General features: G+C 68.5%; 16 protein-coding genes. 8 read left to right on the plus strand and 8 right to left on the minus strand.

The genetic code is table 11. The features are described 5' to 3' along the window. The first annotated feature begins 129 nt into the window (after positions 1 to 129). A complete protein-coding gene (locus ABGB12_RS34565; protein ID WP_347684699.1) occupies positions 130 to 957 on the plus strand; it encodes a lysophospholipase in 828 nt (275 codons plus the stop codon). Between the two features lie 192 nt (positions 958 to 1,149). Here the strand turns inward: ABGB12_RS34565 and ABGB12_RS34570 are convergent, their stop codons facing one another. After that, complete coding sequence (locus ABGB12_RS34570) at positions 1,150 to 1,947, minus strand: hypothetical protein (protein ID WP_347684701.1); 798 nt, start codon at positions 1,945 to 1,947, stop codon at positions 1,150 to 1,152. A gap of 35 nt (positions 1,948 to 1,982) precedes the next feature. On the opposite strand from ABGB12_RS34570, the gene ABGB12_RS34575 reads away from it, so the two are divergent. Genes ABGB12_RS34575 through ABGB12_RS34585 form a run of 3 tightly spaced genes read left to right on the plus strand, consistent with a single transcriptional unit; the run spans position 1,983 to position 3,012 of the window. Further along, entirely contained in the window at positions 1,983 to 2,222 is a 240-nt protein-coding gene (locus tag ABGB12_RS34575) for an enoyl-CoA hydratase-related protein (RefSeq protein ID WP_347684703.1), read from the plus strand. Further along, a complete protein-coding gene (locus ABGB12_RS34580) occupies positions 2,201 to 2,518 on the plus strand; it encodes a hypothetical protein (protein ID WP_347684705.1) in 318 nt (105 codons plus the stop codon). Before ABGB12_RS34575 ends, ABGB12_RS34580 begins: the two co-directional genes overlap by 22 nt. Further along, a complete protein-coding gene (locus tag ABGB12_RS34585; protein WP_347684707.1) occupies positions 2,515 to 3,012 on the plus strand; it encodes a hypothetical protein in 498 nt (165 codons plus the stop codon). The genes ABGB12_RS34580 and ABGB12_RS34585 overlap by 4 nt, the downstream gene beginning before the upstream one ends. 382 nt (positions 3,013 to 3,394) lie before the next feature. Here the strand turns inward: ABGB12_RS34585 and ABGB12_RS34590 are convergent, their stop codons facing one another. Beyond that, positions 3,395 to 4,207 (minus strand): crotonase/enoyl-CoA hydratase family protein, encoded by an 813-nt coding sequence (locus ABGB12_RS34590; RefSeq protein ID WP_347684709.1) that lies wholly within the window; start codon positions 4,205 to 4,207, stop codon positions 3,395 to 3,397. A 521-nt stretch (positions 4,208 to 4,728) separates the two neighbouring features. Between ABGB12_RS34590 and ABGB12_RS34595 the strand changes: the two genes are divergently transcribed. Further along, complete coding sequence (locus tag ABGB12_RS34595) at positions 4,729 to 6,855, plus strand: FAD-dependent oxidoreductase (RefSeq protein WP_347684711.1); 2,127 nt, start codon at positions 4,729 to 4,731, stop codon at positions 6,853 to 6,855. Positions 6,856 to 6,913: 58 nt separating this feature from the next. Here ABGB12_RS34595 and ABGB12_RS34600 read toward each other — a convergent pair whose 3' ends face one another. From ABGB12_RS34600 to ABGB12_RS34625, 6 genes are all read right to left on the minus strand, one after another. Then, entirely contained in the window at positions 6,914 to 6,994 is an 81-nt protein-coding gene (locus ABGB12_RS34600; protein WP_347684723.1) for an SDR family oxidoreductase, read from the minus strand. Continuing rightward, a complete protein-coding gene (locus tag ABGB12_RS34605) occupies positions 6,979 to 7,203 on the minus strand; it encodes a hypothetical protein (RefSeq protein ID WP_347684713.1) in 225 nt (74 codons plus the stop codon). Before ABGB12_RS34605 ends, ABGB12_RS34600 begins: the two co-directional genes overlap by 16 nt. Before the next feature lie 128 nt (positions 7,204 to 7,331). Continuing rightward, positions 7,332 to 8,594, minus strand: a complete 1,263-nt coding sequence (locus ABGB12_RS34610; protein WP_347684714.1) for a cation:proton antiporter — start codon at positions 8,592 to 8,594, stop codon at positions 7,332 to 7,334. A gap of 194 nt (positions 8,595 to 8,788) precedes the next feature. Next, positions 8,789 to 10,219 carry a DHA2 family efflux MFS transporter permease subunit gene (locus tag ABGB12_RS34615; protein WP_347684715.1) on the minus strand — a complete coding sequence of 477 codons (1,431 nt, stop codon included), beginning with the start codon at positions 10,217 to 10,219 and terminating at the stop codon, positions 8,789 to 8,791. Between the two features lie 10 nt (positions 10,220 to 10,229). Next, the gene (locus ABGB12_RS34620; RefSeq protein WP_347684716.1) at positions 10,230 to 11,354 is read right to left on the minus strand and encodes a methyltransferase; all 1,125 of its coding nucleotides are present in this window, start codon (positions 11,352 to 11,354) and stop codon (positions 10,230 to 10,232) included. Continuing rightward, positions 11,351 to 11,878: a flavin reductase family protein gene (locus ABGB12_RS34625; protein ID WP_347684717.1), complete on the minus strand. Its 528-nt coding sequence runs from the start codon at positions 11,876 to 11,878 to the stop codon at positions 11,351 to 11,353. Before ABGB12_RS34625 ends, ABGB12_RS34620 begins: the two co-directional genes overlap by 4 nt. Positions 11,879 to 12,162: 284 nt before the next feature. On the opposite strand from ABGB12_RS34625, the gene ABGB12_RS34630 reads away from it, so the two are divergent. The 3 genes from ABGB12_RS34630 to ABGB12_RS34640 form a co-directional block, all read left to right on the plus strand. Beyond that, positions 12,163 to 12,693, plus strand: a complete 531-nt coding sequence (locus ABGB12_RS34630; protein WP_347684719.1) for an LmbU family transcriptional regulator — start codon at positions 12,163 to 12,165, stop codon at positions 12,691 to 12,693. A gap of 93 nt (positions 12,694 to 12,786) precedes the next feature. Beyond that, positions 12,787 to 12,984 (plus strand): MbtH family protein, encoded by a 198-nt coding sequence (locus ABGB12_RS34635; RefSeq protein ID WP_347684725.1) that lies wholly within the window; start codon positions 12,787 to 12,789, stop codon positions 12,982 to 12,984. 14 nt (positions 12,985 to 12,998) lie between these two features. After that, the coding region (locus ABGB12_RS34640; RefSeq protein ID WP_347684721.1) for an amino acid adenylation domain-containing protein at positions 12,999 to 15,317 on the plus strand (2,319 nt) is incomplete at its 3' end.

Consider the following 15,317-nt stretch of genomic DNA (forward strand, 5'->3'; position numbering starts at 1 on the left):
GCGATCCCCAGTCCGGCCCGGCCGCCGTCGAGGGCGGACGGACGGGACGGCCATGCCGCTGGACCTGTACCGTTCGACGAAACGGAGAGACCGGCAAGGCGAGGCGGCTCGTCTTGGAGAGGAGCGCTCGTGGATCCTGTGCAGGGCCGGACCGGCTCCGGGCAGTACTGGCAAGGGTGGACCGTCGACGAGCCGGCAGGCGTCGTCATCCTGGTGCACGGGGCGCACGAACACGGCGGACGCTACGAACGGGTCGCCGAACGGCTCGCGGACGCGGGCTACGCCTCCTACGCCGTCGACCACCCCGGGCACGGGCGTTCGCCCGGCCGGCGCGGCGACATCGGCAGCATGGACGCCACCGTCGGAGGTGTCGCCGAGCTCGTGACGGCGGCCGCCCGGCAGCACCCGGAGGTGCCGTTGTTCGTGTACGGACACAGCCTCGGAGGGCTGGTCGCCCTCACCTACCTCACCGGCGACCCGCACCCCCGCGTCGCCGGCGCCGTCATCTCAGCCCCGGCGCTGGACACGAGCGCGTCCAACGCGGTCCAGCGCGCGTTCGCCCCGGTGCTGTCCCGCCTCCTGCCCGGTCTGGGCGTCCTCGCCCTGGACGCCGACGCGGTCAGCCGCGATCCGGAGGTCGTGGCCGCCTACCGCGCCGACCCGCTCAACCACATGGGCAAGATCGTCGCCCGTACCGGCGCCGAGATCCTGACCGCGGCCACCGCCATGCCCGCCCGGCTGCGCCGCCTCACCCTGCCGCTGCTGGTCCTGCACGGCGGCGACGACCGGCTCATGCCCGTCAGCGCCTCCGAGCTGGTCCGCGACCACGCGGCCTCCACCGACCTCACCCTCCGCGTCTGGGACGGTCTCTACCACGAACCCCACAACGAGCCCGAGCAGGCCGAGGTCCTCAACGAGATCGTCGCCTGGCTCGACGCCCGCCTCCCGGCGTCCTGAGTCCATCGCGGACCGGAGCCGCACGGGATCCGATCGGTCCATGCCGAGGCCTCCGAGCCTGAGGGCGTACCGTGCGGTCCCGCCCAGGTCCACGGACACGGCCCGCCGGTTCACGGTAACGGCGGGCCGTGTCCGTGGACGGACGAGCCGGTGTTCCGCTGTCCTCGTGTGCAGGCCCCGGGCGTGCTTCGTTCACATGTCCGTCGCCGCTGCGGGTGCTGAGGAAGGTGTCTCGAACCGGGCGAACCATCGGTCGTCGGGGAAGACCTGGGCCAGGCGGTCGCGTACCTCCTGGCGGACCGACGCTTCGCCGTGTCGGAGTATCGGGGCCCAGCAGTGCTCGCGTACGGCTTCATGGCGTGACGCGTCCGGACACATCAGGACGGCGATCACTCTGATGGGCCAGAGGATGGTCTCCCCCCTCTCAAGGAGCGGGACGGGAGGGACTCCCGAGACCACGGCCATGGCTTCGAGCACGTACCGCCAGGTCGCATGGACCGCGATCCCCGTGATCTCCGAACCGTCCGGTCCTTCCGGCGGAGGGGCGGTCTCTCTTGCGGCGAGCGTCTTCTCGACCGCCGAGGGGAGGAGTCCTTTCAGCTGCTGGTATCGGGTGATCGCGTAGGCGAACTGAGCGAGCAGTTCGCACCAGAAGTGGGTTCTCGCCGCCCAGGCTTGGAACTCGCCCATCAGTTCGGGGCCGAGGCATTCGGAGAGGTCGCGCAGGACCAGACCTCGGCCTTGCGTGTCGGGGACGTCCTCGAACGCGACTTCTCCAGTGGTCCTGGAGTGTTCCCGGAGGGCGCGATCGCGATTCGCATTGGTCGGCGACGGCGTATCTGTGCTGGGTTTGCCAGGATCGGCGTGTTCCATCGCCCTGCGGGGCCTGAAGTACGAGGAGTTCCCCATGACCGACACGGCCCAGGAGCCGCAGACCGGGGACGTCGTGATCGTGGAGCGGTTCGGCGCGGTCGCGCTGGTCCGGCTCAACAGCCCCGAGGCGCGCAATGCCCTGAACAGCGCTGATGACGGCGCTCCTCCAGACCTTCGCGGAGCTGGACACCGATCCCGGGGTCGACGCGATCGTGCTCACCGGCAACGGCAAAGCCTTCTGCGCCGGCCTGGACCTGCGGGAACTGGGCTCCAACGGCGGGAATCTCGGCTTCGGCACGCCCGGACCCGACCCGAACTCGCCGTGGCCGCCGGCGGCACGGCGCTCACCGTGGCCGCTCCGCTCGTGCTCATGGCCGTGGCGTTGGGGGTGAGCGCGCACGCCGACCACAAGCGCCAGCAGGCCATCGAACACATCACGGAACTGCTGGAGCAACTTCAGGAGGAGATGCTCGAGGCCGAGCACAGCGAACTCGGCGGCTGCCGCGACGCCATCGACAAAGCCACTGCCATTCTGCTCGACCAGGGCAAGCTCGGTGTCTCGCTGGGACTCGACTCGGCGGTGCATGCCATCAACACGGCGCTGGGCAAGCCGACCGCCGCCTTGCTCGATGGCAGAGCGCGCTCGACAAACTACCCGAAGGCAAGGCCGTCGAACTCGGCACGTTGACCAAGTCGTTCCCCGGCATCGACGACCACGGCGGCACGTTCCGAACCCACCTCGAACTCGCCTCCCTGGCCATCGCACTGAAGCGGCGGGTCGTCATCCTCCAGGCCGTCGAGCACGCCCAGAGCGACCCCGGCAATCCGTTCGAGAACTTCATCCGCGCACTCAAGCGCGATCAGCAGCGCCTGGACGAACTGGAGTCGAGCATCGCCGCCGTCCTGGTACGCCTGTCAGCACTGGAGCTGGCACGCCCGAACGGTTTGCTACCCGTCTTCACGGCCGGCGACGTCGATCGCCTCATGAGCGCGGCACACCGGATTCACAAACTGGGAGACGGCGTCACGGTCAACAGCCGCACGACAGATGTGGCGATTGAGATCGCCCACGACAAGGATGGCTCGGTGATCGTGTTCCCTGCAGCGGCAGCCAGGGTGAAGACCGTGCGGAGGTCGCGGTCGTCGAACAGGCCGTCCACGTACGGGACTCCAGGGATGTGACACGTCCTGACTTCGGGGTCGGGCGTGGGGGGTGGTCGCGGTTCATGAGGTTCGTGGCGGACGACTGAGCGAAGCGGACTCGACCGCCGCTGGACTCGGAGCCTTCAGTCTCCGGTCGATCAAGTCCAGCCGCTTCCAGCGGTGTAGGCAGGACTCCGCGATAGTGGGGCAAGGGTGCGAATCCACTTGTAAAGGCGGGCGCTGTGGCTTCTCTTTAAAGGCGAGGAAACCATCCGGGGCCCGTTGACCGAGTGGCCCATGTTGATCTCAGGACTCGTTCTGATATCACCCTGCGTGATCGCTGAAGATGAAGCCCGAGGTCCTCGCGGAGGGTGGTGAGGCCCGCACGTCGGGCCTCAGCCTCATGGGATCGGCCGCTCGATCAGGTGTCCTTGAAGCGTGGTGGGCGCTTTTCGAATCTGGCGGCGACGGCCTCGACCTGGTTCGGGCTGCCGATCAGGGCGGCGATCTCCTTCTGCTCCGCGGCGAATCCGGACGCCAGGTCGGTGCGTCCGGCCAGTTCGAGCAGCCGTTTCGCGGCGCGGATCGCGTCAGGGTTGTGCTGGGCGATCTCGCGGGCCATGGTGAACGCCGCCGCGAGCGGGTCGGGTTCGGTGCGGGTGGCCAGGCCGATGCGGGCGGCCTCCTCGCCGTCGACGATGCGCGCGGTGAAGGTCAGTTCTTTCGCGACGTCTCGGCTGACGAGTTCGGGCAGGAGTTGTGTGCCCGTCATGTCCGGGATGAGGCCCCACGCCACCTCGAACACGCTGAGTCGGGCGTCCGGGCTCACGATCCGGATGTCGGCACCGAGCGCGATCTGCAGGCCTCCGCCGAGCGCGTTGCCGCGCACTGCGGCGATCACCGGGACGGGCAGTTCGGTCCACACGTACACCGCGCGCTGGGCGAGGGCCCGCGCAGGTCCGGTGGAGGGCGGGAGTTGGACGGGTGCGAAGAGCGGCTGCCCGTCCCGCATGGCCTGGAAAGCGGTGAAGTCCAGGCCTGCGCAGAAGTCCGGGCCCTCTCCGGAGAGCACCACCGCCCGCACGCCCGGCTCGGTCTTCAACCGTTCTCCGGTCGCCACGAGCGCCGTGAACGTCTGCGGGTCGAGCGCGTTGCGCTTCTCGGGCCGGTTCAGCCGGACGTCGGCGACCCCATCGGCCACCGAAACGGTGACTCTCTCGGACGAATCCGTCATGCGCCCTCCTCGTTCTCTGTCTCAGCCCTTGTCACATAGACCGCTTCGTCCTCTTTCGTCAAGCTGTGCCCCCGGATGCCTCGCCTGCCGTCCCATGCCGCCACAGCCCTGACGCAGCCGGCCGGCCCGGAGGCCGCCGCACTTGTTCTGGAACATGTCGTAGACAAGACCCTGCAGGTCGGTGACGGCTACGCCGCCCGCGAGAGCCTCCGCCGTCATCAGGCCGTCCCTCAGCATCGGGAAGATCCCTGGTCGGCTCCACCGTGTGCTTGGCATCGGCAGGCACGGCAACAGCGACCGTGGGATCCGCAATGGCCACCACACCACCGTCGAGGGCACCGGCGAAGGACCGAGTCCCAAGCTCTGTGAACAGCTGATCTGCAGACCAGGGTGATGGGTCGGATGGTCAGACCAGACATGGTCTGACCTCCACGTCGTGGCACCCGGGTTTCGCCCCTGGGGTGTCCCGCTGAGCGGGAAGGCGTCACAAGCGATCAACGTTGCGAAATAGCTTCCGGCTGGTGGTGACCCAACAGCAGACTTTCTCGAACCTCCTCTCGCCCGGCAAGATCGGGCCGATCACGCTGGCCAACCGAGTCGTCCTCCCCGCGATGGACATGAACCTCTGTGAGGACGGCGAGATCGAGCAGGGCGATATAGCTCACTTCGCGGCCCGTGCCGAGGGCGGCACCGGAATGATCATCACGGGCTGCTGTGCGGTCGCGTACCCGGCGGGCTGCACCAGTCGCAAGGAGCCGGGCCTGTCCGAGGACCGGTTCATCCCCGGCCTCAAGGCGCTGGCCGACGCGGTCCACGAGGCCGGCAGCAAGCTGTGCGTGCAGATGGTGCACCACGGCAAGGTCGCCCGGATCGACACGCTCGACGGCCGTCCGCAGCTGGTGCCGTCCGTCCCGAAGCCTCCCGGCGACATGAGCGCGATGATCGACTGCACCCCCGAGGAACTCGGGAAGATGGCCGCCATCCAGGAGGGCAAGAAGGCCACCCATCGTGAGGCCACCCACGAGGACCTCGAGTGGCTGGTCCGGATGTTCGCGGAGGCGGCGGGCCGCGTGAAGGCCGCCGGCGGCGACGCCGTCGAGATCCACTGCGCCCACAACTACGTGCTCGGAGGCTTCCTGAGCCGCTACTCGAACCAGCGCACCGACGAGTACGGCGGGTCGCTCGAGAACCGGGCGCGGCTGTCGTGCGAGGTGATCCGCGCGGTCAAGGAAGAGGTCGGTGACAGCCTCGCCGTCATCGTGCGTCTGGCGGGCCAGGAGTACGGCGAGTCCGAGGGGCTGACGCCCGACGAGGCCGCCCGTGCCGCCGCCATGTTCGAGCAGGCCGGCGCCGACGCCATCCACGTCACCGGCACCGCGCTGAACGCATTCGCGAACTTCACCGACGGGCCGCTGCCCGACAAGGTCGGCTTCTACACCGACAACGCCGCGGTCGTGAAGCGCGCGGTGTCGATTCCGGTCATCACCGTCGGCCGCATGCTGCCCGAGGTCGGCGAACGGATGATCGCCGAGGGCCGCACCGATTTCGTCGCGATGGGCCGCCAGATGTTGGCCGATCCCGAACTGGTCAACAAGTTGAAGGCCGGACGTAGCGAGCAGGTCCGCCCGTGCATCAACTGCTACGTGTGCGTGCAGGAGAACTTCTGGGACGACACCCCGCTGTGCGCGGTCAACCCCGCACTGGGCAACGAGACGCTGCTGCCGTTCCCGCCCGCCGTGACCCGCAAGCACGTCGTCGTCGTCGGTGCCGGACCGGGCGGCATGGAGACCGCCCGCGTCGCCGCCGAACGCGGCCACCGCGTCACCCTGCTGGACAAGGCCGATCGTCTCGGCGGAACGCTGTGGTTCTCGACGCTGACCACCCCCGACAACGAGCGCCTGCTGAACTGGCTCGGCCAGGAGGTGCGGCGAGCCGGTGTCGACATCCGGCTGAAGACCGATGCCACCACCGCGACGATCAAGGCCCTAGCGCCCGACACCGTCGTCATCGCCACGGGTGCCGTGCGTGCGCGTCCGAGCGTTCCGGGCGGCGACCTGCCCCACGTGCACACCGGTGACAGCCTGCGCGGCCTGATGACCGGCACCGGCGACGTCTCGGACCAGTCGCTGTTCTTGCGGGTCGCCGGCAGGCTCGGCGGTCTCTTGGGCATCACGAAGAGCCCCGCCAAGATTCGCGGCCTGAGCCGCAGGTTCCTCAAGTTCCTGCCGATGAGCAAGAACGTCGTCGTCATCGGCGGATCGCTCGTGGGTCTCGAGCTCGCGGAGTTCCTCGCCGAGCGCGGCAGCCGGGTGACCCTGATCGAGGAAGGCCGGCAGCTCGGTGTGCCGATGGCGATGCCCCGCCGCTGGACCGCCGTCAAGCACGCCAACGAGCTGGGCGTGGACATCCACCGCAACGCGACCGTCGAGCGCATCACCCCCAAGACCGTCGAGTTCACGGCCGAAGGCAAGTCGCAGTCCGCGCCGGCGAGCATGGTCGTCGTGGCGTCGGGCGTCTCGGCGGCGGCGCCGCTCGCCGACGAACTGGCCCGGGCCGACGTCGACGTCCACATCGTCGGCGACGCCGCCGAGGTCGACTACATCGAGGGCGCGATGCACTCGGCGTGGAAGGTGGCCACCGCGATCTGATCGCAGTCGATAGCGGACCCCAAAGATCATCTCGGGTCGGCCTTTCGTCGAATACTGCTCAGCGCGTCGTGAATCCACCGTCGATCGCAAGCGCGGCGCCGGTGATGAACGAGGCCTCGTCGCTCAGCAGGAACGCCACGGCGCGATCTCGCCGGGCTGTGTGATGCGGTTCGCTGGGCGCGGCGACTCGATGTAGGCCAGCGCCTCGTCAATGGCGGCCATCGATCCGCGCGCCAGGGGCGTGTCGACACCGCCGGTGGTGATGGCTTCATACGCACGCCACGGCCGGCGACCTCGAGCTCCCACGGCGAACTCGGTCTGCTTGATCGTCCGATCATGCCGGACCACCACATCGTCCTGGAACTGGCTACCGAAGGGGCAACCATCGCAGTCCGTCCTGAAGCGCTCCAGGTTGAGTGGAGACTCTAGGAACTGACTCCGGCCACCGGTTGGGGTTGATCGGTGCCTGAATTCGATCAGGGCCGCGAAGGCGCGGCTTCGCTCTCGGCCGGTGCGGATCGCTCGACCTCGGCAGCGATCGCGTGACGGGGGTACAGCAGGCGCAGCAAGGGGCCGGTCAGAACGGTGGTGAACACGGCCATCAGCACCATCAGCGAGTACAGCTCCTGGTCCAGCAGGCCGAGGCCGAGACCGGCCGACAGCATGACCAGTTCGGTGAGGCCCCGTGTGTTCATCAGCGTGCCGAGGGCCGCCGCTCGAGTGCGGTCCATACCGACCGCCCGCGCGGCCAGGAACACTCCGCCGAACTTGCTGCTCACCGCGACCAGCATGATCAGTGCGAAGTCGCCGAGTTCACCCGCTCCGATCCGGGACAGGTCGACCTTCAGGCCCGCGATGACGAAGAAGACCGGCAGCAGCAGAGAGGTGCCCATCTTGTGAACGGCGTCCTCGATCTCGAAGCGGACTCGGGGCAGCCCGTCCTTCGGTAGCAGCAGGCCGAAGAGGAACGCGCCGATGATGTAATGCAGCCCCATCCACTCGGTCCAGGCCGCGGACAGCAGCAGACCGGGTAGCACGAAGGCCAAGGGCTCCCAGGCGGAACCGCCGGAGTGTTCGGTGCGCGCCATGAGCCGTCGGGCCAGCGGCCGGAACGCCGGCAGCAGTGCGACGAACACGGGTATGAACGCCATTCTCCACTGTTGCGAGTCCCGGTTGGCCAGCATGGTGACGACCGCCAGGGTCATCCACGCGAGCGCATCGGTCACGGCCGCGCACGAGACGGCGAGACTTCCCACGGCGGTGCGGTTCAGCCCGCGGTCGTGCAGGATGCGTGCCAGCACCGGCAACGCGGTAACCGACATCGCCACGCCGAGGAACAAGATGGACGAGATACGGTCACCCGTCGGGTGGCCGGATGCCAGGTGCCAGGCAACCAGCACCCCGAGAGCGAAGGTCGGAACCACCGAACCGATCGACACGGCGGCGATGGCGCGACGCTTTCCGCGCAGCAACCGGTGGTCGAGTTCGAATCCCACGGCGAACATGAACAGCACCACGCCGAGGCTGGCGAGGGCTGCCAGGTGAGGTCGGATCTCCTGGGGGAACAGGGTGTCTCCGACGGCACCGTGAAGCAGGGTCGGCCCCATGAGGACGCCGGAAATGATCTCGCCGATGACGGCGGGCTGGTTCAGACGGCGGGCCAGCCCGCCGAGCAGCCTCGAGCCGACGCATATCAGGGCAAGGTCGAGCAGCAGGATCACCACATGGTCGGTGGCCATCGAGGAATTTCCCATCTGCAGAGGAAATCGCCGCATGATCTCGCCTCGGCCGCCACAACCGGGGAAGAGGACAACCGGTTCGTTCGGCCCGCCTGGACCTGTCGGTCCTGCGCTGGGAGATTCCAGCCGACCTCCAGGCGGGCCGGACAGCCTGCTGACCGGCGGGACCGGGGTGAAACAGGCCGGTATGGAGGTCAGGGCGCGGAATTGAGAGGGGCGGTCCTACGCTCTGCCGCGGTGAGGATGAAGGCGGGAGCCGTGGCCAGGATCGCAGTGGCCAGCACCCACCAGAAGGCCGTACCGAATCCTTCGGCCTGAGCGGCGGGAGTGGCCGCTGTGCTCAGCCGACTCTGCAGGACGACGGCGAAGAGCGCGGTGCCCGTGGAACCGCCCAGCCGCTGGATCACGCCGATCTGGACGGTGGCGTCCGCGATTTTCTCCAGGGGGACGGAGCGGTAGGCCGCCGTGGTCGTCGGTATGGCGCACATGCCGATGCCGAAGCCGCGAAGGGCCATGGCGATGCCGAGCAGCCAGTAGGAGGTGTCCGTTCCGAGCAGGAGGAAGGGCACGGTCGCGACGATGCTCACCGCCCCGCCGATGAGGGTGGTGCGCCCGCTCCCGATCTGGTCGGTGAGCTTGGCGCTCATGGCCATCGCGATCGCTCCTCCGATTCCCTGGGGGACGAGAAGGAGGCCGGTGACGGTCGTGTCCTCGTGCCGGACGATCTGGAAGTACAGCGGCATGAGGATGATGGAGCCGAACAGCGCGGCGCCGAGACAGAAGTTCGTGAGCGACGAGGCACTGTAGACGGGATTGCGGAAGAGGGTGAGGTCCATCAGCGGCTGAGCCGTGCGCAGAGCGTGCGGGACGAACGCCGCCAAGAGCAAGGCGCCCGCGACGAGTGCCGGAACCGTGACCGCGACGTCGAGGTGTCCTTCCGTCCCGATATCGGCCAGGCCGTAGGTCAGCGCGACGAAACCCGAGGTGACGAGGAGCAGGCCGAGGAAGTCCATTCTCGGTGCGGGCCCGCGCTGGTCTTCGGGGAGGAGACGCAGCGCCAGCAACACCGTCATGAGGCCGATCGGCAGGTTGATCAGAAAGATCCACTGCCAGGCGGCGTGGTCGAGCAGGAGACCGCCGATGACCGGACCCATGACCGGGGCCAGCAGGGTGGGGATGGCGATGGCGCTCATCACCCGGGCCATGAGCTGGGGTCCCGCGGCTCTCGCTGCGATCATCTGGCCGACGGGCAGGATGAACCCGCCCGCCACCCCTTGGACCGCGCGGAAAGCGATCAGCTGGCCGGGTGTCTGCGCCAGGGAACAGGCGAGGGAGGCCAGGGTGAACAGACCGATGGAGACCGCGAACATCGTTCGTGCGCCGTACCTGGCCGCCGCCCAGCCGCTGACCGGGATCATCGCGGCGAGGCCGAGCAGATAGGCGGTGATCACCCACTGGATCACCGACAGATCGGTATGGAACTGCGTGGACAGCGACTCCAGCGCGACATTGACGATGGTCGCGTCGAGGAACGACATGATCGAGCCAAGGACGACGACCACCAGGATCCGGCGGAGCTGGGGGGACATGGGAGGAACGGGAGGGGGAGCCGCCTCGGATGTCATGAGAACCTCCTCAGGTTGCGATCGACAGGACAACGGGTCTCACCTCGTGGATCTCTCGGCGCCGCAGCGCGGTCATCAGCGCGGCGGCGCCGACGGGATCCTCCACGAGGAGGCACCCCGGAGGGATGTGCCCTCGGGAGATGGCGCGGGCCGAGATGCCGAGCGAGGGGTCCTTCGCCTCCGTCACCCGGATCCCGGTGATCCTGTCCAGCTTGGGCACGCGGTCGCGGACCAGTCCCGCGACGTCTCGCCGGCTCTCGGGCACCGCGACGATCAGGAGGAGCTGGGCGAGCCCGCCGTCCGCGAGCAGCTCGACGATGTTCTTCGCGGCTTCCCTGAGGAGGCGGGCCGGATCGAAGAGTTCCGGGTCCTCCGACTCGTCCTTTCCCGGGGCCCGCCCCGGCGCGTTGAACACCAGGTGGTCGACCGAACGGGCAGGGCCGAGGGGCGAGCGGTAGTCACCGGTGCGGAATCCGGCGGGACGGCGGTTGAGCACGGCGTTGAGGTTCGAGAACGCGGCGGCGCGCGGGAGGACGTCCACGCCCGAGACCTCGGCCGCTTGGGAGATCAGGCCCAGTGCCCCCGATCCGCAGCCGAGGTCGAGCAGCCGGCGACCGTGCGGCTGCAGATGCCGGTGCAGGAGGAGGGTACTGCCGTGCGGTGGCATCACCGGGTCCGGGTCCGGGACCATGGCGGGTTTTCCGCCCGAGGCGGTGCGGCACCGGAAGACCGGATCGGAGAGGAGGAGAAGCGGACCGAAGGGGGAGAGGGAGACCTGTGAGGTGACGCGGCCGTCCTCGACGGCGGCGAGACCGAGGGATTCCAGGATCCGGCGCAGCTCGGCCGGCACCGTCGCGAGGTACAGGTGTTCGGCGACCTCCCCGTTTCTGACGAACAGCTGTACGAGCAGGCCCGGCATGGTGCTGACGAGGTCGTGTTCCCGGTCGTGCGACCAGAGCGCGTACATGGCGGAGTTGCGAAGCAGGTCCTCCGGGCTCGAGGCGCCGAGGAGCCGGGCCACTCGCTCCCCGGTGAATCCCGCGCTCCGCAGAAGGTCGGCGAGGTCCTCGAGGGCCTTGTGCGAGCGGGGGGCGTGGACGTGCTCCTCCGGCGTCCAGCGGGTGGTCACCGTCATGCGTCTCTCCCCAGGTTCGTCGGGACGGGGATACCGGTGATCCCGGTGAAGTTCCGGGAGAAGTGGACCAGGGGAGGACGCCTTTCCACGGGCACTCGGACGTCGATGACCTGTCCGAAGACGAGCAGGTGGGTCGACCGGCCTACCACTTCGCCACGGTGGCAGACGAAGGACGCCAGCGCTTCCCGGAGCAATGGGACGCCGGTGACGTCGTCCGACCAGGTGCCGTAGGCGAATCGATCCGCGCCGCGCACGGCGGGGATCATCCCGCCGAACGCCTCGGCGACGTCCCGCTGGTCGAAGCCGAGCACGTTCACGGCGAACGTGTCAGCGGTGGAGATGGCCCGCCCCAGACGGCTCCCGCGGTTGACACAGACGATCATCACCGGCGGCTCGGCCGTGAGTGAGCAGACCGAGGTGACGGTCATGCCGCAGCGGTCGCCCCGGTCTGTGCGGAGAGCGATGACGCAGACACCTCCTGCGAGTCTCTGCATGCCCAGGCGGAACCTGCCGGCTGATTTCATGGACGAACTCCGTGTGGGTGAGTGCATTCTGACCGCCGAGTCACGGTGAACGATTGAAAATCAAAATAAGCATAGGAGCGTTTTGTGTACAAAGGAAGCCTCTCTGTCCAGGGTGAATCAAGCGCATCCGGTAGTCGTTGACGCCATGTGATGGACATTATTAGCCTGTGTTGGACGGTGAACATGAGTCGTTTTTGGGGGCGGCGATGCATGACACGGCCCGGCAACCTGCGAAAAGACGCCTTTCGATCGATCCAAGGACGCGTCGAAAGCGCACGAGTCTTGTGTTCGGCAATGCGGTTCCGCTCGAGGACTGGCTGGCCATCGGCCGGCAGATCGCCGCTGTCGCCGACGCCTCGGCCTGGTGGCTGGGGGACTGGCTCGTGTACGGCCAAGACCGTTTTCCCGAACGCTACGCCCAGGCGGTGAAGGCCAGCGGGCTGTGCTACAAGACGCTGCGCAACTACGCCTGGATCTCCCGCAAGTTCCCGGTGTCCCGCCGACGGGACACCCTGACGATCCAGCACCACGCGGCGGTGGCCGCGCTGAGCCCGGCCGAGCAGGACCGGTGGCTCAACGAGGCGGAGCGGTCCGGCTTGTCGGTCGCCGCCCTGCGGAGGAGGCTGCGCGCCGAGCACGCCTCCGGTGACGGGCGGGGCGAGAACGCCCGGGTCGTGATCCAGGTCGATCCGGGGCGGATCGAGCGCTGGCGGGCGGCCGCCAAGGCCATCAGCGTGGATCTGTCCGACTGGGTCCCCTCGGTCCTCGACCGCGCCGCCGATTCCTCCGCCGGCGGCAGAGTGCTTTCTTCTTGACCGGTTATTTTTCGAGAAAATATGCTCCGCCCCGTTGCCCGAATTCATCCCGTCCGCCTGGCATTAGGTGCGGCGGAAGATGTTCCCATCAAAATGGAGCCCTCCTTGGAGAAGAATTTTCTGGTGGTGGTGAACCACGAGGAGCAGTATTCGATCTGGCCCGACGGCCAAGACGTTCCCGCAGGGTGGAATCCGGTCGGCCGACGCGGAACCAAAGAAGAATGCCTCGCTCACATCGAGGAGATCTGGACCGATATCCGTCCGCTCAGCGTCCGGCGCAGGGCCTCCTAGGAGGGGATCGAGGAATGCAGGACCGGCTTCTCTTCCCCCAGGACTTCGCCCGGCAGGCGGCCCGGACACCCGGACGGCCCGCCGTGGCCTGCGGTGACCGCGGCCTGGACTACGCCGCGCTGGAGGCGCGGGCGAACCGGCTGGCGCACCTGCTGAGGGAGAGGGGAGCCGGGCCGGAAACGGTCATCGGACTCTGCATGGAACGCGGCATCGACCAGATCGTCGCGCTGCTCGCGGTGACGAAGGCGGGTGCCGCCTACCTCCCCCTGGACCCGGCCGATCCGCTCGAACGACTGCGGTTCATGATCGAGGACGCCGGCGCCGTCCTGCTCCTGACCGACTCGGACGTGACCGCCCGGCTGCCGCTGCCGGAGGGGTGCGCCGTGCTCCGCCCGGACGAGGAGGCGGAACACCTCGCGCGCCTCCCGGCGACCGACCCCGCCGTGGTGATTGATCCCGAGAACACGATGTACGTCATCTACACGTCGGGTTCGACGGGCGTGCCGAAGGGAGTCGCCGTCCCGTACCGGGCCGTGGCGAATCTGGCCTCAGCCCAAAGGTCCCTCTACCGCCAAGGACCCGGTGAACGGGTGCTCCAGGTCGCGCCGTTGCGGTTCGACGCGAGCGTTTTCGATCTCTGCCTGGCCCTGTGCACGGGAGGGACCCTGGTCCTGCTGCCGCCCGGGGTGGTCGCCTCCGGCCCCGAACTCGCGAGGGTCATCGAGGACTACGAGGTCACCACGGCCGCCGTGCTGTCGGCTGCGCTGCAGTCGATGCCCCGAACACCGCTGCCCCGGCTCACGACTCTGATCTCGGGCGGCGAGACGATCCCCGCGCGGACCGCCGGCCACTGGGCGGAGGGCCGGACCTTCGTCAGCGCCTACGGGCCGACGGAGGCTACCGTCGTGTGCACGAGTTGCGAGGTGAAGGGCGGGGTCCAGGCGGATCCGCCGATCGGCGAACCGATACCCGGGACGCGGCTGTACCTCCTGGACGAGTCGTTGCGTCCGGTGCATCCGGGCGAGCCCGGTGAGATTTTCGTCGGCGGTGCGGGAGTCGCCCATGGCTATGTCAACCGGGGAGGGCTCACCGCCGAGCGTTTCGTTCCCGACCCGTTCTCCGGCGAGCCGGGTGCGCGCTTGTACCGGACCGGAGACCTCGGTAGGAGGCGCGAGGACAGCGGAATCGAGTTCCTGGGGCGCGCCGACGGCCAGGTGAAGATCCGTGGATTCCGGGTGGAGTGCGGAGAGATCGAGAGCAGGCTGCTCGAGCTGCCCGGAGTGCGGGAGGCCGTGGTCGTCGCCCGAGAGGACGTTCCGGGTGACAAGCGACTGGTGGCCTATGTGACGTCGGAGGGGGTTTCCGGGCCCCGCGGCGCCGACCTTCGCGCGGGGTTGCGCGAACTGCTGCCCGAGTACATGGTGCCCTCGGCCTTCGTGGTCCTCGCCGAGATCCCGACGACCGCGCACGGCAAGGTCGATCGGCGGGCGCTGCCCGCGCCGGAGGCGGTCCGTCCGGAGGGCCCGTTCGTCGCGGCCTCCAGTCGTGCTGAGAGGACGATCGTCCGGATCTGGGGCGAGGTCCTGGGACTGGACGGGATCGGGCTGGACGACGACTTCTTCGAGCTGGGCGGCCATTCCCTGCTGGCCGCTCAGGCGCTCACCCGGCTGCGCGCGGAGACCGGCGTCGAGCTGGAGATCTCCTCGATCCTCGAGGGGCGCACGGCGCGGGAGCTGGCCGCACGGGTCGAGGCGGCGGAACCCCTGGGAGAGCGGACGCGGCTGCAGGCGAGGCGCGTCTTCGAGGGAGACCTGGTGGGGCGCGACGACCTTCCCGTCTCCTTCGGCCAGCAGCGCATGTGGTTCCTCGGCACGCTGCTGCCCGCGCACCCCCTCTACAACGTGTCGATGGCCTTCCGGTTGCGCGGGCCGCTCGACGTCGACCGGCTCGGCGCTGCCCTCGACGCGCTCGTGGAACGCCACGAGACCCTGCGCACCACCTTCGTGAACGTCGACGGGACACCGCGGCTGAGGGTGCGTCCCGCGATTCCCGGCACCATGGCCGTCTTGGACGTCGACGGCGGCGCCGAAGCGGAGGCGCTGGCGCGGGAGTGGCTGCTGCGCCCCTTCGACCTGGCGGAGGGGCCGCTCGTGAGGTTCGGCCTGCTGCGCCATGCCGACGACCATTTCACCCTTCTCTTTGTCGTCCACCACATCGTGGCGGATGGGTGGTCGATGTCGTTGTTGTGTCGTGAGTTGGGGGTTTTGTATGGGGGTGGTGGGCTTGCTGATTTTGGTGTGAGGTTTGTGGATTTTGCTGGTTGGCAGCGGGAG

This window comes from Actinocorallia sp. B10E7 (assembly GCF_039871655.1).
Lineage (GTDB): Bacteria > Actinomycetota > Actinomycetes > Streptosporangiales > Streptosporangiaceae > Actinocorallia.